At 40.3% G+C, this 25,984-nt stretch carries 20 protein-coding genes and 1 pseudogene; 11 read left to right on the top strand and 10 right to left on the bottom strand.

What is annotated here, in order from left to right; all coding sequences use genetic code 11:
• Nucleotides 1-7: 7 nt before the first annotated feature.
• From B808_RS00585 to B808_RS00575, 3 genes are all read left to right on the top strand, one after another.
• Nucleotides 8-949 (top strand): diacylglycerol kinase, encoded by a 942-nt coding sequence (locus tag B808_RS00585; RefSeq protein ID WP_035421306.1) that lies wholly within the window; start codon nt 8-10, stop codon nt 947-949.
• Nucleotides 950-997: 48 nt separating this feature from the next.
• Nucleotides 998-2,368: a 23S rRNA (uracil(1939)-C(5))-methyltransferase RlmD gene (gene rlmD, locus B808_RS00580; RefSeq protein WP_035421289.1), complete on the top strand. Its 1,371-nt coding sequence runs from the start codon at nt 998-1,000 to the stop codon at nt 2,366-2,368.
• Nucleotides 2,369-2,605: 237 nt separating this feature from the next.
• Nucleotides 2,606-3,022, top strand: a complete 417-nt coding sequence (locus tag B808_RS00575; protein WP_009166661.1) for a PD-(D/E)XK nuclease superfamily protein — start codon at nt 2,606-2,608, stop codon at nt 3,020-3,022.
• A 14-nt stretch (nt 3,023-3,036) separates the two neighbouring features.
• On the opposite strand, the gene B808_RS00570 is transcribed toward B808_RS00575, so the two are convergent.
• Nucleotides 3,037-3,525 (bottom strand): DNA adenine methylase, encoded by a 489-nt coding sequence (locus B808_RS00570; RefSeq protein WP_225349208.1) that lies wholly within the window; start codon nt 3,523-3,525, stop codon nt 3,037-3,039.
• A gap of 479 nt (nt 3,526-4,004) precedes the next feature.
• Here B808_RS00570 and B808_RS00565 point away from each other — a divergent pair, with 479 nt between their 5' ends.
• Nucleotides 4,005-4,679 carry a hypothetical protein gene (locus B808_RS00565; RefSeq protein ID WP_009166660.1) on the top strand — a complete coding sequence of 225 codons (675 nt, stop codon included), beginning with the start codon at nt 4,005-4,007 and terminating at the stop codon, nt 4,677-4,679.
• 824 nt (nt 4,680-5,503) lie between these two features.
• On the opposite strand, the gene B808_RS00560 is transcribed toward B808_RS00565, so the two are convergent.
• Complete coding sequence (locus B808_RS00560) at nt 5,504-6,268, bottom strand: hypothetical protein (protein ID WP_009166657.1); 765 nt, start codon at nt 6,266-6,268, stop codon at nt 5,504-5,506.
• A gap of 205 nt (nt 6,269-6,473) precedes the next feature.
• On the opposite strand from B808_RS00560, the gene B808_RS00555 reads away from it, so the two are divergent.
• Complete coding sequence (locus tag B808_RS00555) at nt 6,474-8,474, top strand: DUF262 domain-containing protein (RefSeq protein ID WP_009166656.1); 2,001 nt, start codon at nt 6,474-6,476, stop codon at nt 8,472-8,474.
• A gap of 86 nt (nt 8,475-8,560) precedes the next feature.
• Here the strand turns inward: B808_RS00555 and B808_RS00550 are convergent.
• Together B808_RS00550 and B808_RS00545 are read right to left on the bottom strand one after the other, a co-directional pair.
• Nucleotides 8,561-11,118, bottom strand: a pseudogene (locus B808_RS00550) (AAA family ATPase).
• 21 nt (nt 11,119-11,139) lie between these two features.
• On the bottom strand, nt 11,140-12,459 hold the full coding sequence (locus B808_RS00545) for a replication-associated recombination protein A (protein ID WP_035421285.1): 1,320 nt from the start codon (nt 12,457-12,459) through the stop codon (nt 11,140-11,142).
• Nucleotides 12,460-12,545: 86 nt separating this feature from the next.
• Between B808_RS00545 and B808_RS00540 the strand changes: the two genes are divergently transcribed.
• From B808_RS00540 to B808_RS00530, 3 genes are all read left to right on the top strand, one after another.
• Nucleotides 12,546-13,352 (top strand): MerR family transcriptional regulator, encoded by an 807-nt coding sequence (locus B808_RS00540; RefSeq protein ID WP_009166654.1) that lies wholly within the window; start codon nt 12,546-12,548, stop codon nt 13,350-13,352.
• A 508-nt stretch (nt 13,353-13,860) separates the two neighbouring features.
• Nucleotides 13,861-14,442, top strand: a complete 582-nt coding sequence (locus B808_RS00535; RefSeq protein ID WP_009166652.1) for a GNAT family N-acetyltransferase — start codon at nt 13,861-13,863, stop codon at nt 14,440-14,442.
• 2 nt (nt 14,443-14,444) lie between these two features.
• On the top strand, nt 14,445-15,671 hold the full coding sequence (locus B808_RS00530; RefSeq protein ID WP_009166651.1) for an ArgE/DapE family deacylase: 1,227 nt from the start codon (nt 14,445-14,447) through the stop codon (nt 15,669-15,671).
• Between the two features lie 400 nt (nt 15,672-16,071).
• Here the strand turns inward: B808_RS00530 and B808_RS00525 are convergent, their stop codons facing one another.
• From B808_RS00525 to B808_RS00510, 4 genes are all read right to left on the bottom strand, one after another.
• Complete coding sequence (locus B808_RS00525; RefSeq protein WP_009166650.1) at nt 16,072-17,277, bottom strand: hypothetical protein; 1,206 nt, start codon at nt 17,275-17,277, stop codon at nt 16,072-16,074.
• Nucleotides 17,278-17,416: 139 nt separating this feature from the next.
• A complete protein-coding gene (locus B808_RS00520) occupies nt 17,417-17,719 on the bottom strand; it encodes a type II toxin-antitoxin system YafQ family toxin (protein ID WP_009166649.1) in 303 nt (100 codons plus the stop codon).
• Nucleotides 17,709-17,987, bottom strand: a complete 279-nt coding sequence (locus tag B808_RS00515; RefSeq protein WP_009166648.1) for a plasmid mobilization protein — start codon at nt 17,985-17,987, stop codon at nt 17,709-17,711. Before B808_RS00515 ends, B808_RS00520 begins: the two co-directional genes overlap by 11 nt.
• A 278-nt stretch (nt 17,988-18,265) precedes the next feature.
• The gene (locus B808_RS00510) at nt 18,266-19,309 is read right to left on the bottom strand and encodes a PTS transporter subunit IIC (RefSeq protein WP_009166647.1); all 1,044 of its coding nucleotides are present in this window, start codon (nt 19,307-19,309) and stop codon (nt 18,266-18,268) included.
• A 647-nt stretch (nt 19,310-19,956) separates the two neighbouring features.
• Here B808_RS00510 and B808_RS00505 point away from each other — a divergent pair.
• From B808_RS00505 to B808_RS00495, 3 genes are all read left to right on the top strand, one after another.
• Nucleotides 19,957-21,339, top strand: a complete 1,383-nt coding sequence (locus tag B808_RS00505) for an amino acid permease (protein ID WP_035421283.1) — start codon at nt 19,957-19,959, stop codon at nt 21,337-21,339.
• On the top strand, nt 21,336-22,253 hold the full coding sequence (gene mmuM, locus B808_RS00500) for a homocysteine S-methyltransferase (RefSeq protein ID WP_035421281.1): 918 nt from the start codon (nt 21,336-21,338) through the stop codon (nt 22,251-22,253). The genes B808_RS00505 and mmuM overlap by 4 nt, the downstream gene beginning before the upstream one ends.
• Before the next feature lie 133 nt (nt 22,254-22,386).
• Entirely contained in the window at nt 22,387-23,628 is a 1,242-nt protein-coding gene (locus tag B808_RS00495; protein WP_051393772.1) for a PrsW family glutamic-type intramembrane protease, read from the top strand.
• A gap of 335 nt (nt 23,629-23,963) precedes the next feature.
• Here B808_RS00495 and B808_RS00490 read toward each other — a convergent pair whose 3' ends face one another.
• Together B808_RS00490 and B808_RS00485 are read right to left on the bottom strand one after the other, a co-directional pair.
• A complete protein-coding gene (locus B808_RS00490) occupies nt 23,964-25,289 on the bottom strand; it encodes an APC family permease (RefSeq protein WP_035421279.1) in 1,326 nt (441 codons plus the stop codon).
• Nucleotides 25,290-25,467: 178 nt separating this feature from the next.
• The coding region (locus tag B808_RS00485; protein ID WP_035421277.1) for a MucBP domain-containing protein at nt 25,468-25,984 on the bottom strand (517 nt) is incomplete at its 5' end.

Below are 25,984 nucleotides of genomic sequence, written 5' to 3'. Positions count from 1 at the left end.
GACTGATTTGCAAAAACGGGCACGAATTATTTTTAATCCCACATCAGGACGCGAAACTCTGAAAAATAAGCTGGTTGATATTCTTAACGTGTTAGAACAAGGTGGTTATGAAACCAGCATCTATGCGACAACTCCTGCTGAAAATTCAGCACAAAACGAAGCACGGCGAGTGGCGCAAGCTGGGTTTGACCTTGTGGTTGCAGCGGGTGGTGATGGGACTATCAATGCGGTCATTAACGGCATTGCACCGTTGGAAAAGCGTCCTCGTCTGGGAATCATTCCAGCTGGGACCACCAATGATTTTGCGAGAGCTTTAGGAATTCCTCGTGATGATTTTGTCGAGGCGGCTCGCGTGATTGCTAACGGTCAGACGACCGCAATGGATGTCGGGAAGGCTTCTAATCAGAAACTGACCCACTACTTTATTAATATTGCGGCGGGTGGGCGGTTAACCGAACTAACCTATGATGTTCCCTCTGATTTAAAGACCGTCTTTGGGTACATGGCCTATCTGATGAAAGCAGTTGAGATGCTGCCACAGGCACGACCAATGGATATTAAGGTTCAATACGATGGGGGCTCCTATGCCGGCAAGGCGTCGATGTTTTTTTTGGCAATGACGAATTCAGTTGGTGGGCTTGAACAAGCAGTTCCCAATGCCTCTTTGAGTGATGGTAAATTCACGATGATCATCGTGAAGACCGGGAACATGGTCGAAATCATGCAGCTGATTATGAAAGTGATGAATGGAGGGCGGCATGTCCACGATTCACGGATTATTTATCAGGAAACAACTCACTTTTCGGTGAAGGATAACCAGGATAAAATGCCAATTAACCTGGATGGTGAGTACGGTGGCGACGCACCGATGGATTTCCAAAACTTGAAAGAACATATTGAGATTTTTTCGAATTTAAAAGCTGTCGCAGATCCAGCTACCCAAGCATAAACAGGTTTGTCGGTTGTCCGACAAACCTGTTTCTTTAAGGAGAATTTAATGAAGCAAAAATTTATGGCCCCGGTTCAGAAAAATGAAATGCTGACAGTACACATTACCGATCTAACCTATGAAGGACTCGGGGTGGCAAAAGTTGACCAGTTCCCGCTGTTTATTGAGGAGGCACTCCCAACGGAAACCGTGCAGGTTCAGGTGGTTAAAGTTAAACAACACTTTGCCTTTGCCAAATTACTGAAGATTATAACGCCCAGCGCTGATCGGGTGGAGTCGGTGGATCCCCGCTATACTCAAGCTGGGATCGCGCCCCTACAACACCTTAAATACGAAAAGCAACTGGAGTTTAAACAGCACCAGCTAGACCTACTTTTTCAAAAAGCGCAGTTGAACGTGACAGTGGCGCCAACGATTGGAATGGAGCAACCGTTTCAATATCGTAACAAGGCTCAGATCCCAGTGCGTTCGATTAACGGTCAGCTGGAAACCGGATTTTATCGCCGCCATAGCCACGATCTAATTCCGATTGAGGATTTCTACATCCAAGAACCAGCAATTGACCAGGCATTGCTCGTTGTGCGAGACGTCTTGCGTGATTTTCAGGTACCAGCCTACAATGAAGAGACCCACCGGGGCGTGATTCGTAATATTATGGTGCGTTATGGACATCATAGTCACGAATTGATGGTGGTGTTAGTAATTAATGAGGAGCTGGTTGATGCGGAGGCCATTACTCAGGCTATCTTAAAGAAATTACCGCAGCTGACCAGTTTGTTGGTAAATGTTAATCATAGTCATGGCAATCGATTGCTGGGTGATAAAACTTATTTGTTAGCGGGACAGGAAACGATCACCGACGAGATCTTGGGAACTAAGTTTATGATTTCTCCACTATCTTTTTATCAAGTCAATCCAGTTCAAACCGAACGGCTATACCAGCAGGTGCTTGATAAAGCTGCGTTGCAACCGGATGATTTGGTGATCGACGCCTACTGCGGGATTGGTTCGATTTCACTGGTGCTTGCTCCGAAGGTCAAACACGTGTATGGAGTTGACGTGGTGGCGGCAGCGATTACGGATGCCAAGGCTAATGCAAAATTGAATGGCATTGATAACGTAACTTTTGTGACGAATAAAGCCGAAGACCAGCTCGCCAAGTGGGAGGCAGATGGGTTACATCCCAACGTAGTCGTAGTGGATCCACCACGTCGAGGGTTAGATGCTAGCCTGATTAACAGCGTGCTGGCGATGAAACCGGAGCGGTTAGTATATGTCTCGTGTAATCCGGCAACGCTGGTGCGGGATGCCCGTTTGTTGCACGATGGTGGGTATAACATTAAACAGCCGGTGCAACCAGTGGATCAGTTCCCCCAGACTCCCCACGTGGAGAGTGTAACGGTGTTTGAACGGGATTAGGAAAATAATATATGTTTTTGGGGTGATTTTTTGAAACAGCATGGAAGTAGTGGATATAGAACTAATGATAGTGGTTTGAAATTTGAAAAGACTACTGATCTAATGACAAAAGTCCACACGGATCTTTATAACGAATATTATTTAAAAGAGCATACGTTTAGATAACAAGATGAAATTATTAAATCTAAAACTGTTTCATATGAAATCTACAAAAAATCTGATAATCATTATGTTGGTTTGATTACAAAGCAAGCAGCTTTTTACAATGCATTGCATGAAACAACTGAATTAAATAATGTAAACAAAAAATTATGGAAACCAGATGAGGCTTTCTTTAATTTTGATACAAACACTATTTTTATAGTTGAAAAGAAATGGCAGCAAACCTCTGGTTCTGTCGATGAAAAAATGTTTGGATTTGTTAATAAAAGAAAATTGTATCAAAAGATTTTTAACGAATTACAATTTGAACCAAAACCAACTGTTCAATTTTCAGCTTTATTTAACAGTAGTTGGTTTATTTATGGTAAAGGTAAGGACAAAAACGATGCAAAGACGCAGCAAGTAAATGCTCAGGAAAAATATGAGGATTACTTTGATAATTTACGTAAAGATGGAATTAAAATATTTTTTGATAAATACGATTATTGGTAGTTTGGTCTATAATTTTAATAATTAGTTATGATAAATTCATCGACCTTACCTCTTTTTTTACCGTTAGAATTTATTGCTCTGCCAGCTCTAACGGTTCGTATTTTAAATGTTTTTGATTTATATAGTTCTTTTGTAATCTCACTTGAAGAATTTGAAATCATAACTTTTACATTTTTATGGGTCAATGAAATTGCTAGATCTCTTAGCTCTTTTTGTTGAACCATACCAAACCCATTTTTAGTATAATTTGTGAACGAAGAAGTCGGTGTAAGAGGTATATAAGGCGGATCAAAATATACAAAATCATTTTTTTGAGCAGTTGAAACTGCATCTCTAAAATCATAATTAATAATTTTAACATCGTTATTTTCTAAATAGTATGCATCATTTCTTAAAGATGATGGAAATAAGTTTAATTTTTTGTGTTTACCATAGGGAACGTTGTTTTGTCCGTTGGAATTGACTCTCCATAGACCATTAAATCCTGACTTATTTAAATAAATAAATAAACCTTGCAGCTCTCTCTACATCAGAATAATTTAAAAACAGTTGCAAGTAATTATCTACTTAGCAAATTTACTTAAAGGTACGAGAAAGTATTAAATTAAATTTTATTATTGAAATAATTTTATAAATTTTTATGGTAGAGTGTGGTAAAATTGACTACGAAGTATAAAGATTATTTATTATTTGGTAAACTTTACTACCCTTAATCGTTTCTGTAAACTAAGCATAGCTCTCTTTTAACAGGTTACTATAATAATATTTTTATTAATATATATGGGGTGATGATTTTGAAAAAAAACGCAAAAATGTCTGACATTTTAAAAAAAATGAATCCCCAACCTATTACGATAGATATTTAGACACTGATAGTGAAGCATTTATAAATCCAATACTTGTATGTAAAAATAAAAAAAAATTTAGTGGCGAGGATAGTGAAAATGCTGAGAAAAGAATTGATTCATTCTTTGAATTTGTTATGGGAAACAAGGCAGAAAACCTTTCAAAAATAGATTCAGTCCCTGAAGAAAATGCTACTGGGTTAGGATATAGTAAAAATAAATCAGTTGGACATGGTCCGAACAAAGACCTTTTTCATGAAATGTTAAATAGTTTGAATCTTAATACTGAGAAATATTCTGGTCTTGCTAAACTGAATGGAAATGCGTGCAGGCTATCAGCTTTAACGATGTTCGTTCCTGGTTTTTCATATGATAGTGTTTCAGATTTAACTACTAGATTAATTGAAAAAGAATTATACAATTTTACTATAGAAACTGTAAAAAGATTGGGACGTGATAATTCTTTGCATAAAAGAACGGAAACTTTATACTATTGGGCTGATAAGGATTGTGAATGGAAGAAAGAAAATGTAGAAAAAAATTTCTACGCCAATGGTAAATTCACACTACTTGTACCTAATTGTATGGTTGAAGAAAAAAAGTTTAAAAAAAATCCAGATGATTATATTAGAAACGTTATTGCACCACGAATAATTAATGATAGATTACAAAAAACAGGCAAAAAGCCGAAAAAAAAGCAAATTATAGATAAAGCTAAGAAGGATGCTGGTGGTGCAAAGAGACTTATTGAAAACGATATAGCAAAATATCCAAATGATTTTATTGACTATTATAATAATGAAGATTTGTAAAGTTAAATTATAAAAATAAAATTAATTTTTTATATAATTTTTAGTTTTTATATTGATATCATTTACATTTAATTAGTTAGTAATTAGTAAAATGTTGAGTTTATTTATCTATTATTTTTGAAATCAAAACATGAAATTACAGGCAGTTTATCAATAATCGATCATTAAATTTAACGGTTCCGATACTAATACTTATGTTAAAAAATTTTGAAATAATTATTAAATTTGCCAACTTAAAAAACAATCATCATAGTTATTAGGATGATTGTTTTTTTACTTTTTCTATTGGATTTTAAGGTAACGGCAAAATTATGAGGGTTAATCTGGTCTGACTTACTTAAATTACCAATTTCTTTAAAATTTAATCCAGTGGCTGGGAAACTGAAAACATTTCCAAGATTAACCAACGAAGTCTTTTTAATCTAGCTATTCGCTAATTATCTGATAATATTGTTTTTTGAGATTTGATATTTATTTTAAATTTTTACATTGTCTGTGATGCTATTTTCCGAATTAATACTGGTCGCGACTTGCCGCCGCTAGTTTCTATGAAAATAACGTATAGATTAATTAAGTCATTATTCCTCATCTGGATTATTGAGCAAGTTAGTAACCGCTTTAGCTCCCTTAAATTTAGTTACAGGCTTATACTCAGTAGCTTTTAATAAGCGTAAATTTGTTTTTTATCTTCATTTAAAACGGCTTGGGGATTGTTTTCCAAATTTTTATCAAGCATATAATAGTACGTACCATTAGAAGCATGCTATCAAAAAAGACAGTTGTTGAGTGATCTTGAACTTTTACTATGTTAAGTGAGTGCAATACTAATTATATTCAATTGGCCTATCGTGTACATAATCCCAATCTGGATTATGTACTACTGGTTTTTCGATTTCTTCTCCAGTTTCAGTGTTTCTGACAATTACTGTATTATCATCTTTTCCACTAACAACCTCGTATGGACCTGGGTTATTTTTCGAAACTAAGTAATCGTCAGGAACTTGAGATTGCTCTGATTCCTGATTGTTATTCACTGTGTCCGGATTGGGATTCTTTGAAAATCTAGCCGTACCACCATGAAAGGCTAAAGTAATCGTATCAGCATCCTGCCGCTCAATGAGATAACTTGAGTTTTCAAAGGGTGCACTTCCTTGCGGAGTTAGATTATAACCAGTTCCGTCTCGATCGATTTTAAAAACATAGGTTCCTTGTTCTTGCTGTGGTGCAGCGATTGTCCAGGTTAACGTCTCATTATTGATTTGGAGATATCCGTTTAAACCAGAAATGTTTTCATCATCGGCCGGATACCAGGTACCTTGCATTGCTTCGGGAATTGCTTGGTTACTGGTACTCCTGTTAGTCGGGATATTTTTGTTAGTAGCATCGTGATTATTTTTTGGTTTTGTCTTTATTTTCTTATCAGGTTTTCGTGTTTGGCTTGTTTTTGGGTGATTTATAGTAGCTTTTTGCTGAGTTTGACGGTATAAATACAGTCCTAGTATGACTAAGAAGATTAAACTAATTATTAGCATAATGAAGGTTACTTTATGGTGTTTTTTTCCTTGGTTTCGTTTTAGACGGGTTTGCATGAGAATCCTCAATCTTTCCGATTAATAATTAAATTAATTATATCGAATTAACCTAGTTTTCAACAGCTTGAATTATTAATTAGTTGTTTTTTGGGGGTTATCTTAATCTCATAATCTTGATAGAATTAAACTAGTTAATTAATTTTAGTATTATTCTGATTTACATAGTTAAGCTTAATTTTAAAGCAAGAGATGGAGCAGGAGATTGCAATCAAAAAGTAAACCTATTGACGCTGGCAGTATCAATGTCCTTGATTTTTTAAAGAATGACAACGTGATTCTTGAAATCCCAGTTTTTCAGCGCCATTACGAATGGAGTACGGATCAATGCGAGACATTGTTTGCAGATTTAGAGCAGATTGTTGACAGCCAAAAAGAGCATTTTTTTGGGACGATTGTGTACGTTTCGTACCGAGAAATAAATGTTAAAGAAACCAAGCAGATGATTGATGGGCAGCAACGTTTAACTACCCTAATGCTATTGATTTGTGCCCTTAGAAATTCGGATAAACAGTTGTCAGATCAATGTGATCAATATTTGCTTAATTCGAGATTGTCAGATAATGAACGTGTAAAATTGAAGTCGGTCGAACGAGATCGCATGGCTTTTATGAGTATTGTTCAGGAGCGCTCCGCCGAAATTCAATCTGAATCGAACTCGAAGCTAGTTGCAAATTATCGATTATTTTGTCACAGGGTGAGTCAATCAACTTTTTCAGCGCGTACATTGTTAGATGCTTTGCGACAATTAATCATTGTTAACATTGAGCTCACATTAGGACCAGACTCAGAAAACCCTGAGGTAGTTTTTGAAAGTTTGAATTCTACTGGATTATCATTATCGGCGACTGATTTAATTAGAAATTATTTACTAATGCAGGTGGGGCCAGATGAACAACGCAATCTTTATCAGAATTATTGGGTGAAATTAGAACAGCTGTTTGCGGGCGCTGATTTCACTGAGTTCATTTGGCGTTATTTAATTATGAGCATGCATGCTAGCCACCCAATCAAGAAATCTGATGTTTATCATGGGTATCAGCAATTTTTCATAGCGCAACATTGGAATCCTCAACAAGCCTTAACTGATTTACTACGATTTGCTTATTATTATGTGCATTTTCAACAGTCTCAAACGGATAACCCGGAAATCAACCATTCTTTGGAAATTATTAATCGAATGAAAAGTAAAGTTGTATATCCCTACCTACTAATGTTGCAAGACCAAGTGGTGAAAAATCGACTCTCAAAAGCAGATTGGATTAAAATTGTTCAAACTTTAACTAACTATTTGTTCCGACTGAAGATTTGCCAGTTAAGTACAGCAGGATTAAATAGTATTATTAGTAATTTATGTGTTTTACCAGCAGCTACTACGGGGTTTTACCAACGGGAATTAACGCTTCTTCGCAACCGGTTTGTTTCTGATCGTGATTTTACGGAAACATTGAAAACAACAGATATCTATCGAGAGTCAGATTTAGCTAAATTAACCTTGGAATTATTAGAGCAACATCGATCAAAAGAAACCATTGATTTTACTGATGCTCAAATTGAACATGTTATGCCGCAAACGTTGAGCAATGATTGGCGGCTAGCAGTTGTGAATGTTGATTCATTTCATGACAGATATGTTAATACGTTAGGAAATCTTACTTTGACCAAATACAATCAAGAAATGAGTAATGCTCCATTCGATAAAAAGCGAGCAGTATATCAAAAATCTAATATTATGATTACGAGAAACATTCCCAGTGACTACGATATTTGGAATGCAACTTCTATTGCGAAACGGACAGCACAACTGACACAGGAACTATTGGAGATTTTTCCGTTTCCAACCTTTGCGGTGAAAAATAATGGTGTGCAGTCCGGTACCTATCGGATTGATACTGCTATCAATGTGACTGGGAAAAAGCCAGTAAATATTATGATTCAAGGTAAGAATTATCGCATTAGTTCTTGGCAAGAATTTTTGTTTACTTTTATGAATTATTTGGTAACCAATAAACCATCTAAATATCAGATAGCAAGGAATGATGTAGCTCTAAAACGCCAATTTTTCACTAATCTTAGGAAACCCAAAAAGTTAGTTAATGGTGACGAACTGGAACGAAATCTTTCGGCTAACCATATTAAAGCTTTTGTTACTAAAGTTGCTGAAATTGCAGACTTGAGTAATCAAATTTTTTACACAATCAGATAAGCTTTTTACGCTTGTTATTAGTAAAAATGTTCCGTTCTCAATTTGAGGACGGAACATTTTTAATTAACATCAAAACTTAATTTTTTTTAAGCTTTATCAGCATTTTCATGTAGCAACCCAAATTTCTTAAAATGCTGGCGCAAATATTGCAAAGTGATGCTCGTGGGCTCTTTGACCAATTCTCGTGGGTTTCCGGCGGCCATTAGCTGACCGCCTTGGTCGCCTCCTCGTGGTCCGAGGTCAATCATGTAATCGACGTTGGCCATCAAGTCAAGGTCATGAGTAATGATAATGATCGTCGCACCACGTTTCTTTAATTGATTCAAAACCCCAAGGAGAGTCTGGACGTCCTTGGGATGAAGCCCGACCGAGGGTTCGTCAAAGACAAACAGCGTTTTGGTCTGGCGTTTTTTTAGATGACTTACCAACTTGAGACGTTGCGCTTCACCACCAGACAGGCTGGGAGTACTTTCACCCAGGTGCAGATAATCTAGCCCGATATCAGTTAGCAACTGGAGTTGTTGTTCAATCTTAGGCAGTTCCGCAAAGACTGGGAGTGCCGTTTTAACGGACATGTTTAGGATATCGACGATGCTATAACCGTGCCAGCGAATTTGTTGGACAACGTCTTTGTACTGCGTGCCATGACAAACGGGACAGGTTTCGACGACATCCGGTAGGTATTGAACATCGAGCGTAATGGTTCCGACCCCACCGCAATTAGGACAGGCGCCCTGCTTATTGTTATAAGAGAAAGCAGCGCGACCTAGCTGCTGCTGTTTAGCAGCAGGTTGGGCAGCGAAGAGGGTGCGGAGCTGATCCATGATGGTTGTATAAGTTGCCAAGGTCGAACGGGTATTTTTACCAACTGGTTTGGCATCCACACTGACGACGTTGGTAAACTTTGTTTTAAGTTGAGTAACCTGCTGGGGAAGTCGTTCACGGGAGGCGTGTGCTTGAATGGCTGGAACCAAACTATCGAGGATGAGACTGGTCTTGCCAGCTCCCGAAAAGCCAGTCACGGCGGTGATTTGATTGCCAGGGATCGTGATTTTAAGTTGCTTGAGATTAAAATAATCCTGAATTTTCATTTCGGTATCCAGACTAGAGCCATTTTTAGCAGTGGGAACCTTAGGATGCATAATCGTGGCCCGACCAGCTAGAAATGGCCCGATCAGAGAATTGGGGTTGTTTGTGAGTGCTCGGGGTGTGCCGGTCGCAATTATCTGACCTCCAGCTGCCCCCGATCCAGGGCCAATCTCGATCACCCAGTCGGCGGCTGCAATCATATCAACATCGTGGTCGACTACCACCAGTGAATTTCCCTGCGCGATGAGTTTTCGAAACACGTTGACCAATCCCTTGAGATTGTCCGGGTGTAACCCAATCGAGGGTTCATCGAGCACATAGAGCACCCCGGTAGTCTCCGTACGGATGGTTTTAGCTAACTGAATCCGTTGTAATTCTCCGGTCGAGAGGGTATTACCATCCCGGGCTAAGGTAAGATAGTCAAGGCCGAGTTCAAGCAGTGGTTGCAGGGTTTCAGTGAGATTTTTAAATAAGGTCTTAGCCAACTGCTGCATTTCATCCGGCAAACTAGCGAGGGTTTGTTGTTGCCAGTCACCTAGTTTTCCGAGGGTTAGTTTGGAAACTTCCGCAATGTTACGGCTCCCCACCAGTTGGGTTAATAATGCGGGATCTAATCTCGTTCCGTGGCAGACAGGACAAGTTGAAAAATGGAAAAACTGGTTAATTTTGGCCATTGACCGACTACTTTTGACCGTCTGCAAAGAATCATAGACAGCTGCGTAGGCGTTTTCGTACAAGGTATTATCAGTGTGAAAGACCCGACCAGTGGAAGTTCGAAAGTCGACGGGGTACTTTTTCTTGGACCGTGGAGTACGATGTCCTTTTCTTGTTTTGTCAGGTCACGGTAGGGAATATCGGTTCGTACGCCCAGAGTCGCAGCAACATTTGGCATAAAGTTACGACCGGGCAGATGCCAGGCAGCAACCGCCCCCTGATCGAGACTAAGATTTTCATCACCAATTAGTTTACGTTCGTCTAGTTCACGAATTTGCCCACTGCCGTGGCACTTTGGACAAGCACCGCCACCGTTAAACGCGAAGTCTTCAGCAGATTTTGCCATAAAGGCAACGTGACAAACAGGGCAGGTAATCATGCCCATCTGGCTGTGCTCCCCAGCTGGGAGATCCATGGCTTGTGCAATTTTGAGGCTGGGTGGTAACCGGTGCCCGTTCGGACAAACGGTGGAACCTAACCGGGAAAAAATTAATCGAATGACGTTAAAGAGCTCGCTCATTGAGCCGACCGTCGATCGCTCGGAAGGAACCGTGGGCCGTTGCTTAAGCGCGATGGCAGACGGAATATGACGGACTGTTTGAACTTGCGCCTGTTGATCCTGACTGATCCGGCGTCTTGTATAGGTCGAGAGGGCTTCTAAATAGCGACGCGAACCTTCGGCATACAGGATTCCCATTGCGAGTGAACTCTTTCCAGAACCAGACAAACCGGAAATTGCGACGAATTGATTGAGCGGGATGTTCACATCAATGTTTTTAAGATTATGGACTCGTGCACCGCGGACTTCGATTTGCTTGACCGCTGGTTGGTTATTTTCCATTTTAAAACTCCTTGTGAAATTTTATTGATGTTGTTGATGCCACTTTTTGATTTGGGCAAGCCGTACTTTGAAGCGCTGTTCATGCCCCTGTGTGGTTGGGAGATAATATTCATGACCGGCGACGGACGGAGGCATCGTGGTCATAGTTGTTAGTTTATCCTTGGTATTGTGAGCTAATTGGTAATTGCTCCCATAACCGAGGTCTTTCATTAGTTTGGTGGGAGCGTTGCGAATCTGCATGGGAACCGGATCGTTAGCGGTCTGTTTGACATCTTTAGCCGCGGCTAGTCGGGCTTGATACAAAGCATTTGATTTAGGCGCCAGCGCCAGGTAGGTTACGGCTTCGACTAGGTGGACGTCGCACTCCGGCATGCCGATGAATTGGCAAGCTTGAAATACATTGATGGTGACGTTGAGGGCATTAGTGTCGGCCAGTCCGACATCTTCACTGGCAAAGCGAACGAGCCGGCGAGCGATGTAGAGCGGATCTTCCCCACCTGCCAACATCCGTGATAACCAGTAGATGGCGGCATCGACGTCGCTGTTGCGCATGGATTTATGCAAAGCGGAGATCAGATTGTAATGCTCTTCGCCATTTTTGTCATACAGAACCTGTTTGTTGGAAAGCAACTGTTCTAGGGTTTGGTTGGTTACCGTAACGTGATTGCCGACTTTTTCTCCGTTGAGAATAGCCATTTCAAGCGTGTTGAGCGCCGTGCGCGCATCGCCATCGGCAAAATCAGCGATTGCTTGTAGTTCCTGATCTGTAATCGTGATGACTTGCTCTCCAAAGCCTGCTGGGTTGTGCAGGGCATGTTGGAGTAGGGTTACGATGTCTGCTGGGGTTAGTGGTTTGAGGACGAAGACCTGGCAACGGGACAACAGGGCGGAGTTGACCTCAAACGAAGGATTTTCCGTGGTGGCACCCACGAGGGTAATGCTGCCACGTTCAACATAGGGTAAAAAAGCATCTTGTTGGGCTTTGTTAAATCGGTGAATTTCATCAATAAATACCATCGTGCGTTGTCCGACTTCCCGATCCCGCTCAGCTTGATGCATGATTTTTTTGATTTTACTAATGCTACTGTCAACAGCACTAAAGCTCAGAAAATTGGCTTGGGTCTGGCGAGCAATGATTTCAGCCAGGGTGGTTTTACCAACGCCGGGAGGACCCCAAAAAATCATGGAAGAAACCTGATCGCTTTCGATGATTTCGCGGAGAATCTTCCCTGGCTCTAATAAGTGTTGCTGTCCGACAAATTGGTTAAGGGTTTGGGGCCTTACCCGATTAGCAAGTGGTGTCCTGGACGGTTGATTGGTGAACAACGATGCTTGTTTCATAGATAAATCACCTGACTTTCTAACTCAAATCCTACCATTAATGCTAGACTATAACGTAACGTGACAGTCAATTGGAGGTGGTCAGAATGTTAAAAATTAGTGAGATGGCCAAGCTGGCACATACGACGCGGCGTACGCTGATTTTTTACGATCAGCAAGGGATTTTTCGCCCTCAAACTAAAAGTGATGCGGGATACCGCTATTACGATTATCGCCAGCTATACGATCTATTGTTGATTCTCGGATTGCGTAATCTAGGGCTGTCGCTGGCAGAGATTCAGCAGTTGCAAAATCAGGACAGCGTGATGCCGGTTGACCAACTGCTGCAGGTGCAAACTAGGGTAGCGGCTAAGATCAAAGCACTGGAGAAAATCCAGCACATTTTAGATGAACACCTCCAACAACAACCAACTGGACATGATTTTCAACTTTATCAGCCACAGCTAACCACGGAGACCGACACCAGTTTTTGGTGTTCTAACCAGTCGGCGGGGTGTTCTGAAGCTGAGGTGGCTGAGCTATTTTCTGATTTTTATAATCAGCTAGACGAACTAGCAATTATGGAAACCGGGCAATCCGGATTTTTAACTGATTTGCCGGTGACCAATCCAACGGGTTACAAGACGGCAGCCTTTCGGGTCATCAAACAGACAAAAACAACTCGGGTGCAACCACCGATATCTCAAATTACGAAACCAGCTGGGCAGTATGCGACCATCATGGTCGAAAATAATCTGGCTGGTATCACCCGTGGACTGACTAAGTTAGCGCAGTTCACGCAGCAACATGATTTAAAGACGACTTGTCATCTTTGGCAATTGAATTCAGGAGCGCCATTGGTTGCAACGGGAGCCTCGCGGTATGGTTGGTTGGAATATGAGCTTCAGCGATAATTTTTAAAACGAGAAGCTAATTTAGCTGAGCAAAATATAACCCCCGGGGATCTAAGTGTTCCGAGAGGGTTGACTTTGCGGATTAGGATCTAGCCAAGTAATTACTGCGGGCTCTTTAGATTTTGGTGTGCTTAATCCATCAAAAACAACAATTACTAGACTAACTCAAAGTAGTAATAAGTTAGTTTTTTTCTGAAAACCATCTATGGAGCGATATGAAAATGCTTTCAAAAGCAAGGTGCGGGCATTCTTCAAGAAACAACTTATCGCTTACAACTTTGATTTACAGCGATCGACGTGGTTGAACCTAGCTGGTATGGTGATCAATCCTACCTGAATCAGAATCTGGTCAAGAACCTGGGAATTCGAGATGATCATCAGTTTTTGTAGAGGCTTTATTAGTAGATTATTGCTACGCTGATTAATTAATTTGGTGCACAAGTGACGCAGTAACTGGTAAAATTAAAGAATAGTAATTAATTAAATCTGTTGAAGCTTGATTGGTAGAATGCTTGAAACCATTAGAAGACCAGCGATTGTCGGAAAGGTAGTTTTTATGAAACCTGTGTTAGAGCGTGTCACCACTACTGCAGACTTAGGTAAGTTGCAGGACTTAATTAGGGATACGTTTCGCGATACGTATTGGGATACAACGGATAATCGAGAAATTGAAAAATACCTTGACACAGAATACAGTTTGCCAAAGTTGCGGTCTCAGGTGGTCAATCCCGATTGTCATTTTTATTTCCTAAAACAGAATCATGCAGTGTCAGGCTATGTAAAATTGAATTTTGGAGAGCAGCAAACCGAGACTTTGCCAGAAAACAGTGTGGAAGTGGAAAAACTTTACGTGCTTCCTGAGTATAAACGACAAGGAGTTGGCCGATTTGCATTGGCTGCGGCTGAGACAATTGCTAAAAAACAGGGAGCTAAAATTTTATGGTTAGGTGTTTGGGAAGGAAACACCAGTGCCCAGCAGTTTTATGAACGTGTTGGTTTTCGTCCGGTTGGCAAGCACACCTTTCAACTGGGAGCAGAAGCACAGACGGATTTAATCTTGACTAAATCACTATCAGAGATTGAGGAATGATCATGCAGCGTGCGGAAAAATTAAAAATATATGAAAAATTAGTTGCATTTGATACCAGTCACGGACATGAACGGCCAGCTGCTCTTTATGTCCAAACCTTACTGCAAACCCATGGGATTGCCAGCCAGATTATTCCGATGGCTGATGACCATGCTAACTTAGTAGCAGAGCTTGGCACGGGTCAAGCACCGGTACTGGTTGCTAGTGGACATTTGGATACTGTTGCGATTGCTCAAGAAGAATGGGAAACTGATCCGTTTGTACTGACTAGCAAACACGGGCAAGTGTATGGCAGTGGCGTTACTGACATGAAGGGTGGCGTTGCGGCTTTGCTGATCGCGATGATTGAGCTTCATGATGCTCAGGTGCCTCTGGCGGGAACGTTGCGTCTGGTTTTGACAGCCGATGAAGAAGGTCAGATGAGTGGTTCGCGGTATTTACAAAGTGAACAAGTAATGAAGCAAGCGGATGCGCTATTGATTGCCGAACCAACTGGCTATCGGGTCGTGTATGCTAACAAGGGCGAGGTTGATTTACGGATTACGGCGCAGGGACGGGCTGCTCATAGTTCTCGACCTAATTTTGGGATTAATGCAATTCAAAATCTGATGGATTTCTTGGAACTGACTAAGCAACGGATAGAGTCCCAGGCGAAAGCACATCCAGATGCCGTATTAGGACAGACGACTAGCACCGTCGATATTTTTCGAGGTGGAATTCAGATTAACTCCATTCCGGCGCAAGCAGAAGCCGAATTAAATCTCCGAGTGGTACCAGCCTATGCAAACCAAGCTGTTTTAGCTGATTTCAAACAGTTGTTGAGTAAATTTAACGCTGAACATGCCGGCGAACTTCAATTGGAAGTTTTAATGAACATTCCGCCAGTGATAGGAGAGGCAACGTCTCCCTTAATTGAAGATATTTTGCAAATTGCTACCCCATATCTCAAAAATAGTCAATATAACGAAGCTGAGCTGAAGTTGGGTCAGCACATGCAGGAGAAGCAGGGCTTTAATCCTTTTGATCCCGATGAAATCGTGGTGATGGGAGCCTCTGGGGGCACAGATGGCTCGGAGCTCTTACAAGAGCATTTGCAAGGTTTCCCCTATGCCGTATTTGGTCCAGGAAATCCGATCAAGATGCACCAGAGCAATGAATCAGCTGATTTGGCGATGTGGTTTGACTATATTGAGATTTATAAAGAATTGTTTCAGCGTTATTTGGGGTAGTTATGAAAAAATCTATTGATTCGAATGCAATTGAATTGAATGATCACATTATAAATGAATATAGGAAAACTATTTTTAAATTTTAATGCAAAAGTCTATTGCTAATGTATTTCTATAAAACAGGATTGTTCAGAAAAATAATTACTTAAATTAAAGAGAGTTATTATAGAATATGAAAGCAACTGGATAATACGTCAATTAAGTGATTTAGCAAATGAGCTTGAATCCATCATTTCGCTATGAAAAGACGGAAGTTAGTCAGAAATTGTTTCATCATAAATACGTCTTATCATGCACCAAAGAACACTTTGAAAATCTTATTAATAATAGCACCCAACATCTACAATATAGACGTTGGGTGCTATTATTAATTTTTAATTAACTAAATCCACTAGACTGGTTATAATTCTAATTTAGTTAGCCACTGGTCAAACTTTGATTCTAGTATTAAGGCGATATCAGGATCTTCATCCTTCAAAAAACCATCCAATTTATCAAAAATTTCAAGAACATTATATGCTTGTTTTGTTAAATCAATTTGATATATACTTTTTTTCATTGCTTCTTTTAAATTTTGGGGAGCGTTCTTCACATGGCTAATTGATGCCATTAGCTTTAAAACATCTTTTTGTTTTATATCGTTGTTCCATTTAATTTTTTTGACAGCTGATATAGTTTCTTTTTGATTTTCTTTAAGTTTTTTTGATTTCTTCAAATTGTCTTTAATTGTATTAGGATTGTTGCCATGATTAATAGTTGCAAGCGTATCTTTGATTACCGTAACTTTTTTACCTTCTGTATTCTCCACTTCATATTCAGCATTAAATTTAGCAGCACCGTCACCTAGCTCACTATTAGAAATAAGCAAACCGGTTTTAACCTTTATACCATCACCAATTTCACTTCCTGATTTTTCCAGAAACGAGGCATTAAGTTTAGAATCACTAATTTGCATTCTGTCTAAGTAAAACTTCTGATTTGTGTCTTTGGAAAGATTATGAATTATTATAAGTGAGATATAAAATATAATTGGGTTATCGTATGTTTTATAGCGATTTTTAGTAACTACAGATCTCAGAAATTCTTTGCCTTCTGAACTTATGAATCTGAAGTTAAAAATTTTATTATTTATATCTTCGTCTTTCGATAATTTTTCTAATTCAGCGACCAATTCGTTCCGCTTATCATTTCTTAACATGAAATTTGAAAATTTATTTATCTCTAAAAGAAGATCCAATAATTTTTTCTTCGCATCATAGATAGTTTCAACATCCCGAATTAAAAGTTTATGATCTTTCTCTGAAACCACTGAAAAACGAAGCTCAAAATTATTGCTCCCAGAGTCAACCCTTTTAAAATCTAGACTTTCTAAATCATTTAACGATAGATCATAGTCGTACTTTTTGTTGTCGATTTCGTTGAATAAATTTATTGCAGGCTCAGTTCCATCAATATTCAGATTTTCATTTAATGGGAATTCTTCTTTTATATTTTGGAGCAATTCTTTTTGCTCAGTGACTTGGTCTAATAAACTTAATGTATCCTCTTTTGTAGCACTGGAATCATTTGCTTTATAACTATAATTTTCTTGTTTAATGTATTTCATTTATATTACCCCTCTACACAATAATACTACTAATGCATAGTTTATTATACAATCTTAATTTCTTAAATAAAAAAATTCTCATTATTTATTAATGAGAATTATCTATTTTGATTTTAAATGAAATGTTAACTTAATTTAGCTATTGATTCAAAATGTCATGAGAGCCAGTTGCAACCAATAACAAAACTAATTCTGTATGATCTAGCTGATAAATAACAATCCAGCTGTCATAATTTTTACCATAGTTTCCATATCTAGCAGGGTGAAATTCACGATATCCATGCCATTGTCCTCGTAGTGCATGATCTTTAATTCGTTTCAAAACAATTACGTCTTGTTCAACAATTGCTTTCAAACAAGGTTTCAAGATGGTTATTGGAAAATGCTTTTTCGCCAATTTTTTTAACTCTCGTTCAAAAGACTTGGTCTGTTTAATTTGCATCTAACTTATCAATCCAATTATCAAAGTCGGTCAAGGATCCAATATTTTTTACTTGCCCGGTTTCTGCTTCTTTTTTAGCTGCTAAGGCTTCTGGAGAATCTAAAAAGCTAACTAAGCGAACCTCATTGTTAGCTGCTTTAACCAAAGATAAGCGAATATATTCAGAAATGGTTAACCCTTGTTTTGCTAAATTATTTTTAGCCCGTTCACTGATATCAGGCGTTACACGGGTTGAAATCGTCTTATTTTTAATAATAGTATTACTCATTTAATCCGTCTCCTTTTTGTTTACCATAGTATTACAATTATTGTATTTCCTTTTTATAATTATTGCAACTATCTGAATTTAAATGGTTTGAAGTAAAAACCAAATCACTTTAAAACAGATTGAAGAGTAAAAGTAAAGTTTATGAAATTACGTGTATCTACATTGTTCTTCGGATAAGACAAATTATAATCGGCTATCAATTATTCCTGCCGATCCTCAATGCTGAATTAATCCTAATAAAAAAGGGCGATCATTTATGATCGTCCCTTTTTTATTAGCTAATGATAATCAAGTTTGAGATCTTCAGGTTCATGGAAATGTAGTTTATTAATAAAAAGATAGCGACTAATAAATGCCAGTAGTAGAGGAACAATTAGAAATAGGGACACGATGACAATTGTGTGAGTCAGAGAGATATGAGGATGGGCATCTAGGTCAGCTAACGGGCCCACTAAACCGGCCAAGCCAAATCCAGCACTCACAGGGGTTCCTTTGACGTCAAAAATAGCTCCTAATCCACCTAAGATACCGGCGTTAATCACTGCTGGTACGACTAGTTTAGGTTTGGCAAGGATATTTGCCATCTGAATCTTGGGAGTTCCGATAATGTGGGAAATGATCGTTCCCATTGAGTTAACTTGGGATCCAGCAACTGCCAAGGTAAAAGCAGTTGCTACGATACCTAGGTTAGCAGCTCCAGCAGCAATACCACTAATGCCGATTGCGGTGGCGATGCCTACAGAACTAATCGGTGAAACAATGATGAGGGCAAAACAAATTGCGATCAGACAACCCATCAGTACCGGTTGTAAGCTAGTTAGTTGGACAATGCCAATCCCGATTTCTTTAGTAAAGAAGTCGACCGGGCCAAGGGTTAGTCGACCGATTCCACCACCGACTAACAGGACAATCGTCGGTAGCAACAGGATGCTTAAGTCTTTGAGTCGAGTTCCAATTAGTAAAATTAAGCAATAGGCAATCCCAATTGTAATCCCAATGTTTAATACGTTCCCGCTGCCATTGATTAATAGATTTCCATTACTGAATTTTGCATTTCCAGCGCCGACGGTAGCAGCTAATGCTAGCGCTGCCGATTGCATTGGGGTAAAGTGCGACAGCATGCCAACACAGGTAGCACTGGCTGCGGGTAGAATCATGGCTGCCATGGCTGTGAACCCCAGAACGACTGTAAGCGCCGGAAAAGTGGGTAGCAGTGGCTTTATGATGGAATTTAAGATTGCACCCGGAATGAGGGTGACGATAATCCCAATCGCCATTCCATTCAAAATGTTCAATAAATGTTGTCGGAGATGTGTTTTCATGAGCAAGTCCTTTCTAAAATAAAAAGCCTGGTTAGCAGGGGGAGCTAACCAGACTCTAATAGTTATTAGGAAAGTAACGACAATAACTAATGAACAGACCTGGTTAGCGATAAAGACCGATCTAACCAGGATTTAAGCACTAAAAGCCTTAATTAGATACAGGTTTGTACCAAATAAAGGCTAAATATAGGTGTGTTTGACTAGGCATTAGTGATGACATCGTTAACGATCCTTTCTATTAGATTATGGATATTAAACAGGATTGTGGCGCTGGCGTCAATTGTTTTTTGTAAGTAAAATTATTAATTCGTAATTTCAACCAAAAAGACCTTGACAACCTTAATTGTCCGGCATAAAATTAAAAAAATTATTTCCAAGAAGAATTGTTGAGTATAGGCGCAACCCTTTCAGAGAACTCCTGGCTGGTGAAAAGGAAGTAGGGGAACGTTTAGAAGATGGACAGTTCTGAATAACTTTGTTAGTGAATCGTTAGCTAGCACCGGATTCGTCACCGTTATCAAGACGCAGTTATGGTTGTAACTGGCGGAGGTTCATTTTGTGAGAAATGAATTAATTAAGGTGGTATCACGAGTACACTCGTCCTTTTTATAGGGCGGGTGTTTTTTATTTTTTCGAGGAGAAAGCGAATGACTAAAGCACATTTAGCCCGTGCCATCTCAGCCCGGCAGGTTCTCATGATTTCATTAGGCGGAGTGATTGGAACCGGCTTGTTTCTGAGTTCCGGGTACACGATTCATGAGGCAGGACCATTAGGAACTGTCCTGGCATATTTAGTAGGGGCGTTGATTGTTTATCTAGTAATGCTGTGTTTGGGAGAGTTAGCAGTAGCTTTTCCAGAAACCGGTTCGTTTCATGTTTACGCGCAACGCTACTTAGGAAAAAGTGCGGGGTTTGTCGTGGCTATTTTATACTGGTTGACCTGGACGATTGCATTGGGATCGGAATTCACTGCCGCTGGATTAATTATGCGCCATTGGTTTCCACAAACGCCCGTTTGGATGTGGAGTGCTCTACTAATTATTTTGATTTTTAGTTTAAATGCAGTTTCGGTTAAATGGTTTGCGACAACTGAGGGGTTGTTTGCCGGCATCAAGGTGGTCGCCATCGTGAGCTTTATTGTGTTAGGAGTAGGTGCAATGGTGGGATTGCTTCCCTATCATGGGACACGCCAATTCATCGGCTTACGTAATTTTTACCGATCTGGCTGGTTCCCCAATGGCTTTTCGGGAGTCTTTACCACGATGCTCACCGTTAATTTTGCTTTTTCCGGCACTGAATTAATTGGAGTAACCGCTGGTGAAACCAAAGATCCGGCAAAGACGATTCCCAAGGCAATTCATGCTACCTTATGGCGACTCATTATCTTTTTTGTGGGTAGCATGGTTGTTATGAGCGCTTTGTTGCCCTACCAACAGGCGGGGGTAACGCAAAGTCCATTTGTAACGATTTTCTCCGGATTGGGGATCCCCTTGGCAGGGGATTTGATGAATTTTGTAGTGCTGACGGCGATTATTTCGGCAGCAAACTCGGGGCTTTATGCCGCAACTAGGATGTTATGGTCATTAGCTAACGAGGGAATGGTTGCTCCTATTTTTCAGCGAACGACGAAAAAGCAGATTCCAATTTATGCGCTTGTCGCCAGCATGGGTGGTGGCATCCTGGCCCTCTTGTCGGCAATCTATGCTGCAAGTTCCGTCTACTTAGTGCTAGTTTCGATTTCAGGATTGGCGGTAGTCTTTGTGTGGATGGCGATTGCGTTATCAGAATTTCAGTTTCGCAAACAATGGCGACAAACGGGACATCGGGATACTGATTTACAGTGTCCAACGCCTGGATACCCAGTAGTTCCGCTGTTAGCTTGTGGTCTGTGCTTGCTATCCTGTTTGCTGATCTGGTTTGATCCGCAGCAGCGGATTGCTTTAGAATGTACCGTTCCCTTTGTGATCGTTTGCTACACCGGTTATGCCATGAAGGAACATTATCAAAAGAGACGGAGGACAACAAAATGAAGCGACAGATTTTATCGACAAGTCTAGACCAGCCCTTGGTGCTTGATGGTGCTATGGGTACCGAACTTGAAAAATTGGGAGTGGCGACTAATGACGAGCTCTGGTCAGCGAATGCTTTAATTGATCAGCAAGAAAAAATTTATCAGGTACATGCCAGTTATTTTCGAGCGGGAGCAGACCTTGCGATTACTGATACTTACCAAGCTAATGTAGCCGCTTTTGCTAAGCGAGGGATTGGACATCAGCAGGCCCTGGACTTACTTGCGACCGGGGTTCATTTGGCTCAAGCTGCTAGAGATCGCTATCGTCCGACCGGTTTAGTGGCTGGTTGCATTGGACCGTATGGAGCTTATCTAGCTGACGGTTCTGAATATACAGGAAACTATACTAAGACAGTAGCTGAGTATGAACAATTTCATCGGGAAAAAATCTTGACTCTGATAGATGCCGGAGCAGATTTGTTGTCGATTGATACGATGCCTAATTTTCAAGAAATCCAAGCGGTAGTCGGTATCTTGGCAACGCTTGATCAACGGATTCCGTACTGGATTAGTCTCAGTGTGCGAAATCAGCGTCAGTTAAGTGATGGAACCGACCTGAATCAGGTGGTTGCTTGGTTACGACAGCAGCCAAGTGTCGGTGGGATTGGAATCAATTGTACTAAAATGGAAAATATTACGCCGTTGGTTAAATTAATTCGTGAGCAAACCAAGTTGCCGATAATTGTATATCCGAATCCGGGAGATTTGTATGATCCGCTGACGAAGACTTGGACGACCGTGCCCCATGTTGATTCTTTTACAAAGGAAGTTCCTCACTGGTTAGCTGCTGGAGCCAATATTATCGGTGGTTGTTGTCGAACAACACCGGCAGATATTGCCCAGATTAGCAGATTAATACGTCCTTCTGTTTAGCTCATCCAGTTAAATCTTTGGAGGAGGCTACATGCTTCGTTTTAATTCATTACCAGTTAGCAGCCCACAATTAACTAAAAAAATGTATAATGTCATTATTAGTGAATTTGGCTAAAACTAAAAGGAGGCAGCCATGGAAAAAAATGAATTTCAGTATTGTCAACAATGCGGAACTAAAAATGAACAAATGGCACAGTTTTGTATAAACTGTGGCAGTGCTCTGCAGACACAGAGTGAATCAGCTACCACAAACAAGACAACCATGACAAATGAACCAACCGCAACCACGGCATCACAACCAGCGACTGTCACGAGTCAACAAGTTACAACAGAAGCTCAAGAAAATGTTGATCCAGTATCATCAGTAACTCCACAACATCATTCAGGGATGATTGATGAAGCGACTCACGAGTTAAATAATTGGGCCGGAGGCGACGGCTCGGTGCACTTGAAATTGAGCACCTTTCTTAGCGAGGTGTTTAGAAATCATACGCAAGAAGAAGCCGAAGAAATCTTCATTGTAGGAACAAGAGAAACCACGCCACCGTTGGCAGATGTAGTGGACGACAAGATTCAACCCTGGCTTTTTTCTCGGGTCTTGGTTTTGATTGTTTTCTCAGGTTTTTTACTACAATTCCTGGCGCTTCTAAATGCTAATTTTGGAACCGTGTATTCGATGGATGCCATTATGGCGATTTCGGTGCCCGTAGCGGCGCTGATGCTCTTTTTTGAGATGAATATTTACAAAAATATTAGTATGTATCAGGTTGTTCAGATTTTTTCCATTGGTGGGATTTTGTCGATCATAGCGGCCGTCATCATTGACCTTTTGATTGGAAATAGTGGTAGCATTGACTTTGTTGGTGCAATGCTAACTGGTTTTGCTGAGGAGTTGGGCAAGGTGATTGTAGCAGCGTACTTTGTCAAAAAACTCAATGCCAATAACATTTTTAACGGGATGCTGATTGGGGCAGCGGTTGGAAGTGGTTTTGCAGCATTTGAAAACATTACCTACATGTTTGGTAGTCACGGGCAGTTTGCTCCCATCTCCTATGCGCTCTTTCGCTCGATAACTTCGATTTCTACGCACGGTGAGTGGTGTGCAATTGCGACTGCCGGATTAGTCGTTGCTAAGGGCTACGGCTCATTGGAATTTTCAACGTTCTTTGATCGACGCTTTCTGCGTTTCTTTTTTATGGTCGTGATCTTGCATATGTTGTGGGACTGGAACCTATTGAACGGACTAGGGCTTGTTCGGTATGTGATTCTTGCAGTTTGTACCTGGGTGTTGGTGTTTGTGTTTATTAACGCAGGACTTCAGCAGGTTAAACAGCGCCAGATTGAGCAACGGCGTGAAATGCAAACTTCAGCGTAAAGTAATCAAAAAAACAGCTTTGTTGCCGATAAATTATCGGTCGCAAAGCTGTTTTTAGTTTGTTTTGATAACGCTAACCTTAGTTAGCGGATCAGTTAGAGTTTCATATAATTACAGAGATGGAAAGTTAAGTAATTGATATGTTTGGGAAAGGTCCACGGACTAAAAGCTACTAATCCATCCCATAAACTGATTACATCTTTAATGTTTGTTATCGATTACGAAAGATCTGATAAAGTTTTTTTAAATGAATCATTAATCACTTTGATTTTTGTAAATTATTAATGTTAACCGTGATGATATTAGCTTGACACCATGGTGGCAAACCATGTTGATTAAGCGGCTCGATGGCGCAATTTATGGATGTAAAAGAATGGAATTCCAGCAAATGTTACTCCAATCCCCGTCAAGGCCAAGAGGGGCTGATTGATGATAGTGGTAATAAGAATAAAGAGTCCTCCAACTAGTGCGACAATTGGAATGAGCGGGAACCATGGTACACGGTAAGGACGGGGCAATCCTGGCTCTCGTTTGCGTAACAGAAGCACCGCAAAAAAGAGCAGACAATTAAAAATCCACATGACAAATACGAGCATATCAGTCAAAACATCAAACGAACCTAAAAAAACCATAATAGTTGCAATGCTGAAAGTTAAAATTGTGGCCCAGTAGGGGGCAGCATACTTTTTCGATAGTTTTTTGAGCCAGTGACTACCGGGTAAATCATCATTTTTAGCCATGGCATAGGTAACTCGGGGACCAGTTAAGGTATAGCCATTGATGGTTCCATACACTGAAACCAAGATACCAATGGTAACAAGTTTGCCACCAAATTCACCAAAGAGCCGTTGGGCAGCTTCAAAGGCAGTGTTTTCATTGCCTGCGATTTGATTTAGTGGCAGTTGTTTCAAGAAAACCCAGTTTACTAGTAAATAAATTACCATAATAAGAGCTAATCCTAGACCAATGACTCTAGGGAGATTCTTTTGAGGATTTTTGATTTCACCAGCAATGGTTCCCACGTTAATCCAGCCTTCATAAGCAAACATGGTGGCAATTAATCCACCAGAAAAGGCGGTAATGAAGTTGGTATGACCAGCAGGGTTTAGCGGGAAGAGGCTTGTTTCCACGTGACCGGGCATCCAGAGCCCCCCCACAATGATAATGGCAAGGGGGATGAGTTTTCCTAGAAAAGTCAGGGATTGTACCATACCACCTGCCCGCGCTCCAAAAAGATTGATAATGGTAATACTAGCCGCTGTGAGTAAGGCAATTGGGACTAGCAATCCGGGGTTTAAATGAAAAAGGTTAATAACCTGAGTTGCAAAAATAATGGCGAGGGCGGCAATGTTGGCAGGAAAATAAATTAACATTTCCGACCAGCCGAGCAAAAATCCCGTTAGTTTGCCGTAGGTGTGTTCTAAATATTTAATGGAGCCACCGGTTTCTGGAAAAGCGGCGCTCAGTTCGGAAACAGTTAAACCACCGCAAATAGTTAGTAGACCACCGAGCACCCAAGCTAGGATTGTGAGGCCAGCTGAATTGGTGGCCGCCACGACGGCTGCTGTTTTAAAGAAGACACCGCCTCCGATGACAGTTCCCATGACGATTGCCAGGGCGGTGAATGGTCCAATATGTGGTTGCATGGTTTTATCAGCCATGAAGACACCTCCGAATTTATAATGATTTATTATAGCATTTTCAAGAATATAAAAGATAGCTATTTTGTTGGAGGTTGGTTAGAAGATCTGCCAGTAATAATAAAACGACTGAGTTCAGGGAGAATTCAGTCGTTTTATTAAATTCGTTACGAAAAGTACCTCAATTGGAAACTAGTCGTTACTTATGTTTCCTAAAATAAATGATGGAACTAATGAAGATTAGCAGCGTACCAATCATGGTTAATCCGGCCGTTTGTTGACTACCGGTTTTTGGCAGTAGACGATCAATTTGCTGTTTGCCAGCGGTGATTATTTTTTTAGCAATATTAGCATCGGATTGCTTTTTATTATTATTTTTATCCGAATTAGTTGAAGATCCATTCGAACTTGATCCAGCTGGCTGATTTTTGGATTGTGGCTCTGGTTTGGATTTCTGTGGTTCAGGATCCTTTTTTTCTTGATTTTTCTCCGATCCAACTGATGAATCAATAGGTTGTTTTGGTTTTTCCCCGTTAGATTGCTGGGAGTCATCTGGTCGCTTTTGTGGGGTAGGGACATTGTTGGTAGTATTAGCGGTATAAACGTAGGTGACAGTTTGCGTAGCATCAGAGAACGTGCCGTTTTCCTTTCCCTTAACTTCTTTGAAAGTATAGCCTTTGATATCCTTTTTAGTAGTTGTGTAGGGGTCATCATAA

Origin of the sequence: Fructilactobacillus florum 8D (assembly GCF_000512295.1) — a bacterium.
Taxonomy (GTDB): Bacteria; Bacillota; Bacilli; order Lactobacillales; family Lactobacillaceae; genus Fructilactobacillus; species Fructilactobacillus florum.
Note: the sequence above shows the minus strand (reverse complement) of the source record. Positions and strands in the feature narration are given on the sequence as shown.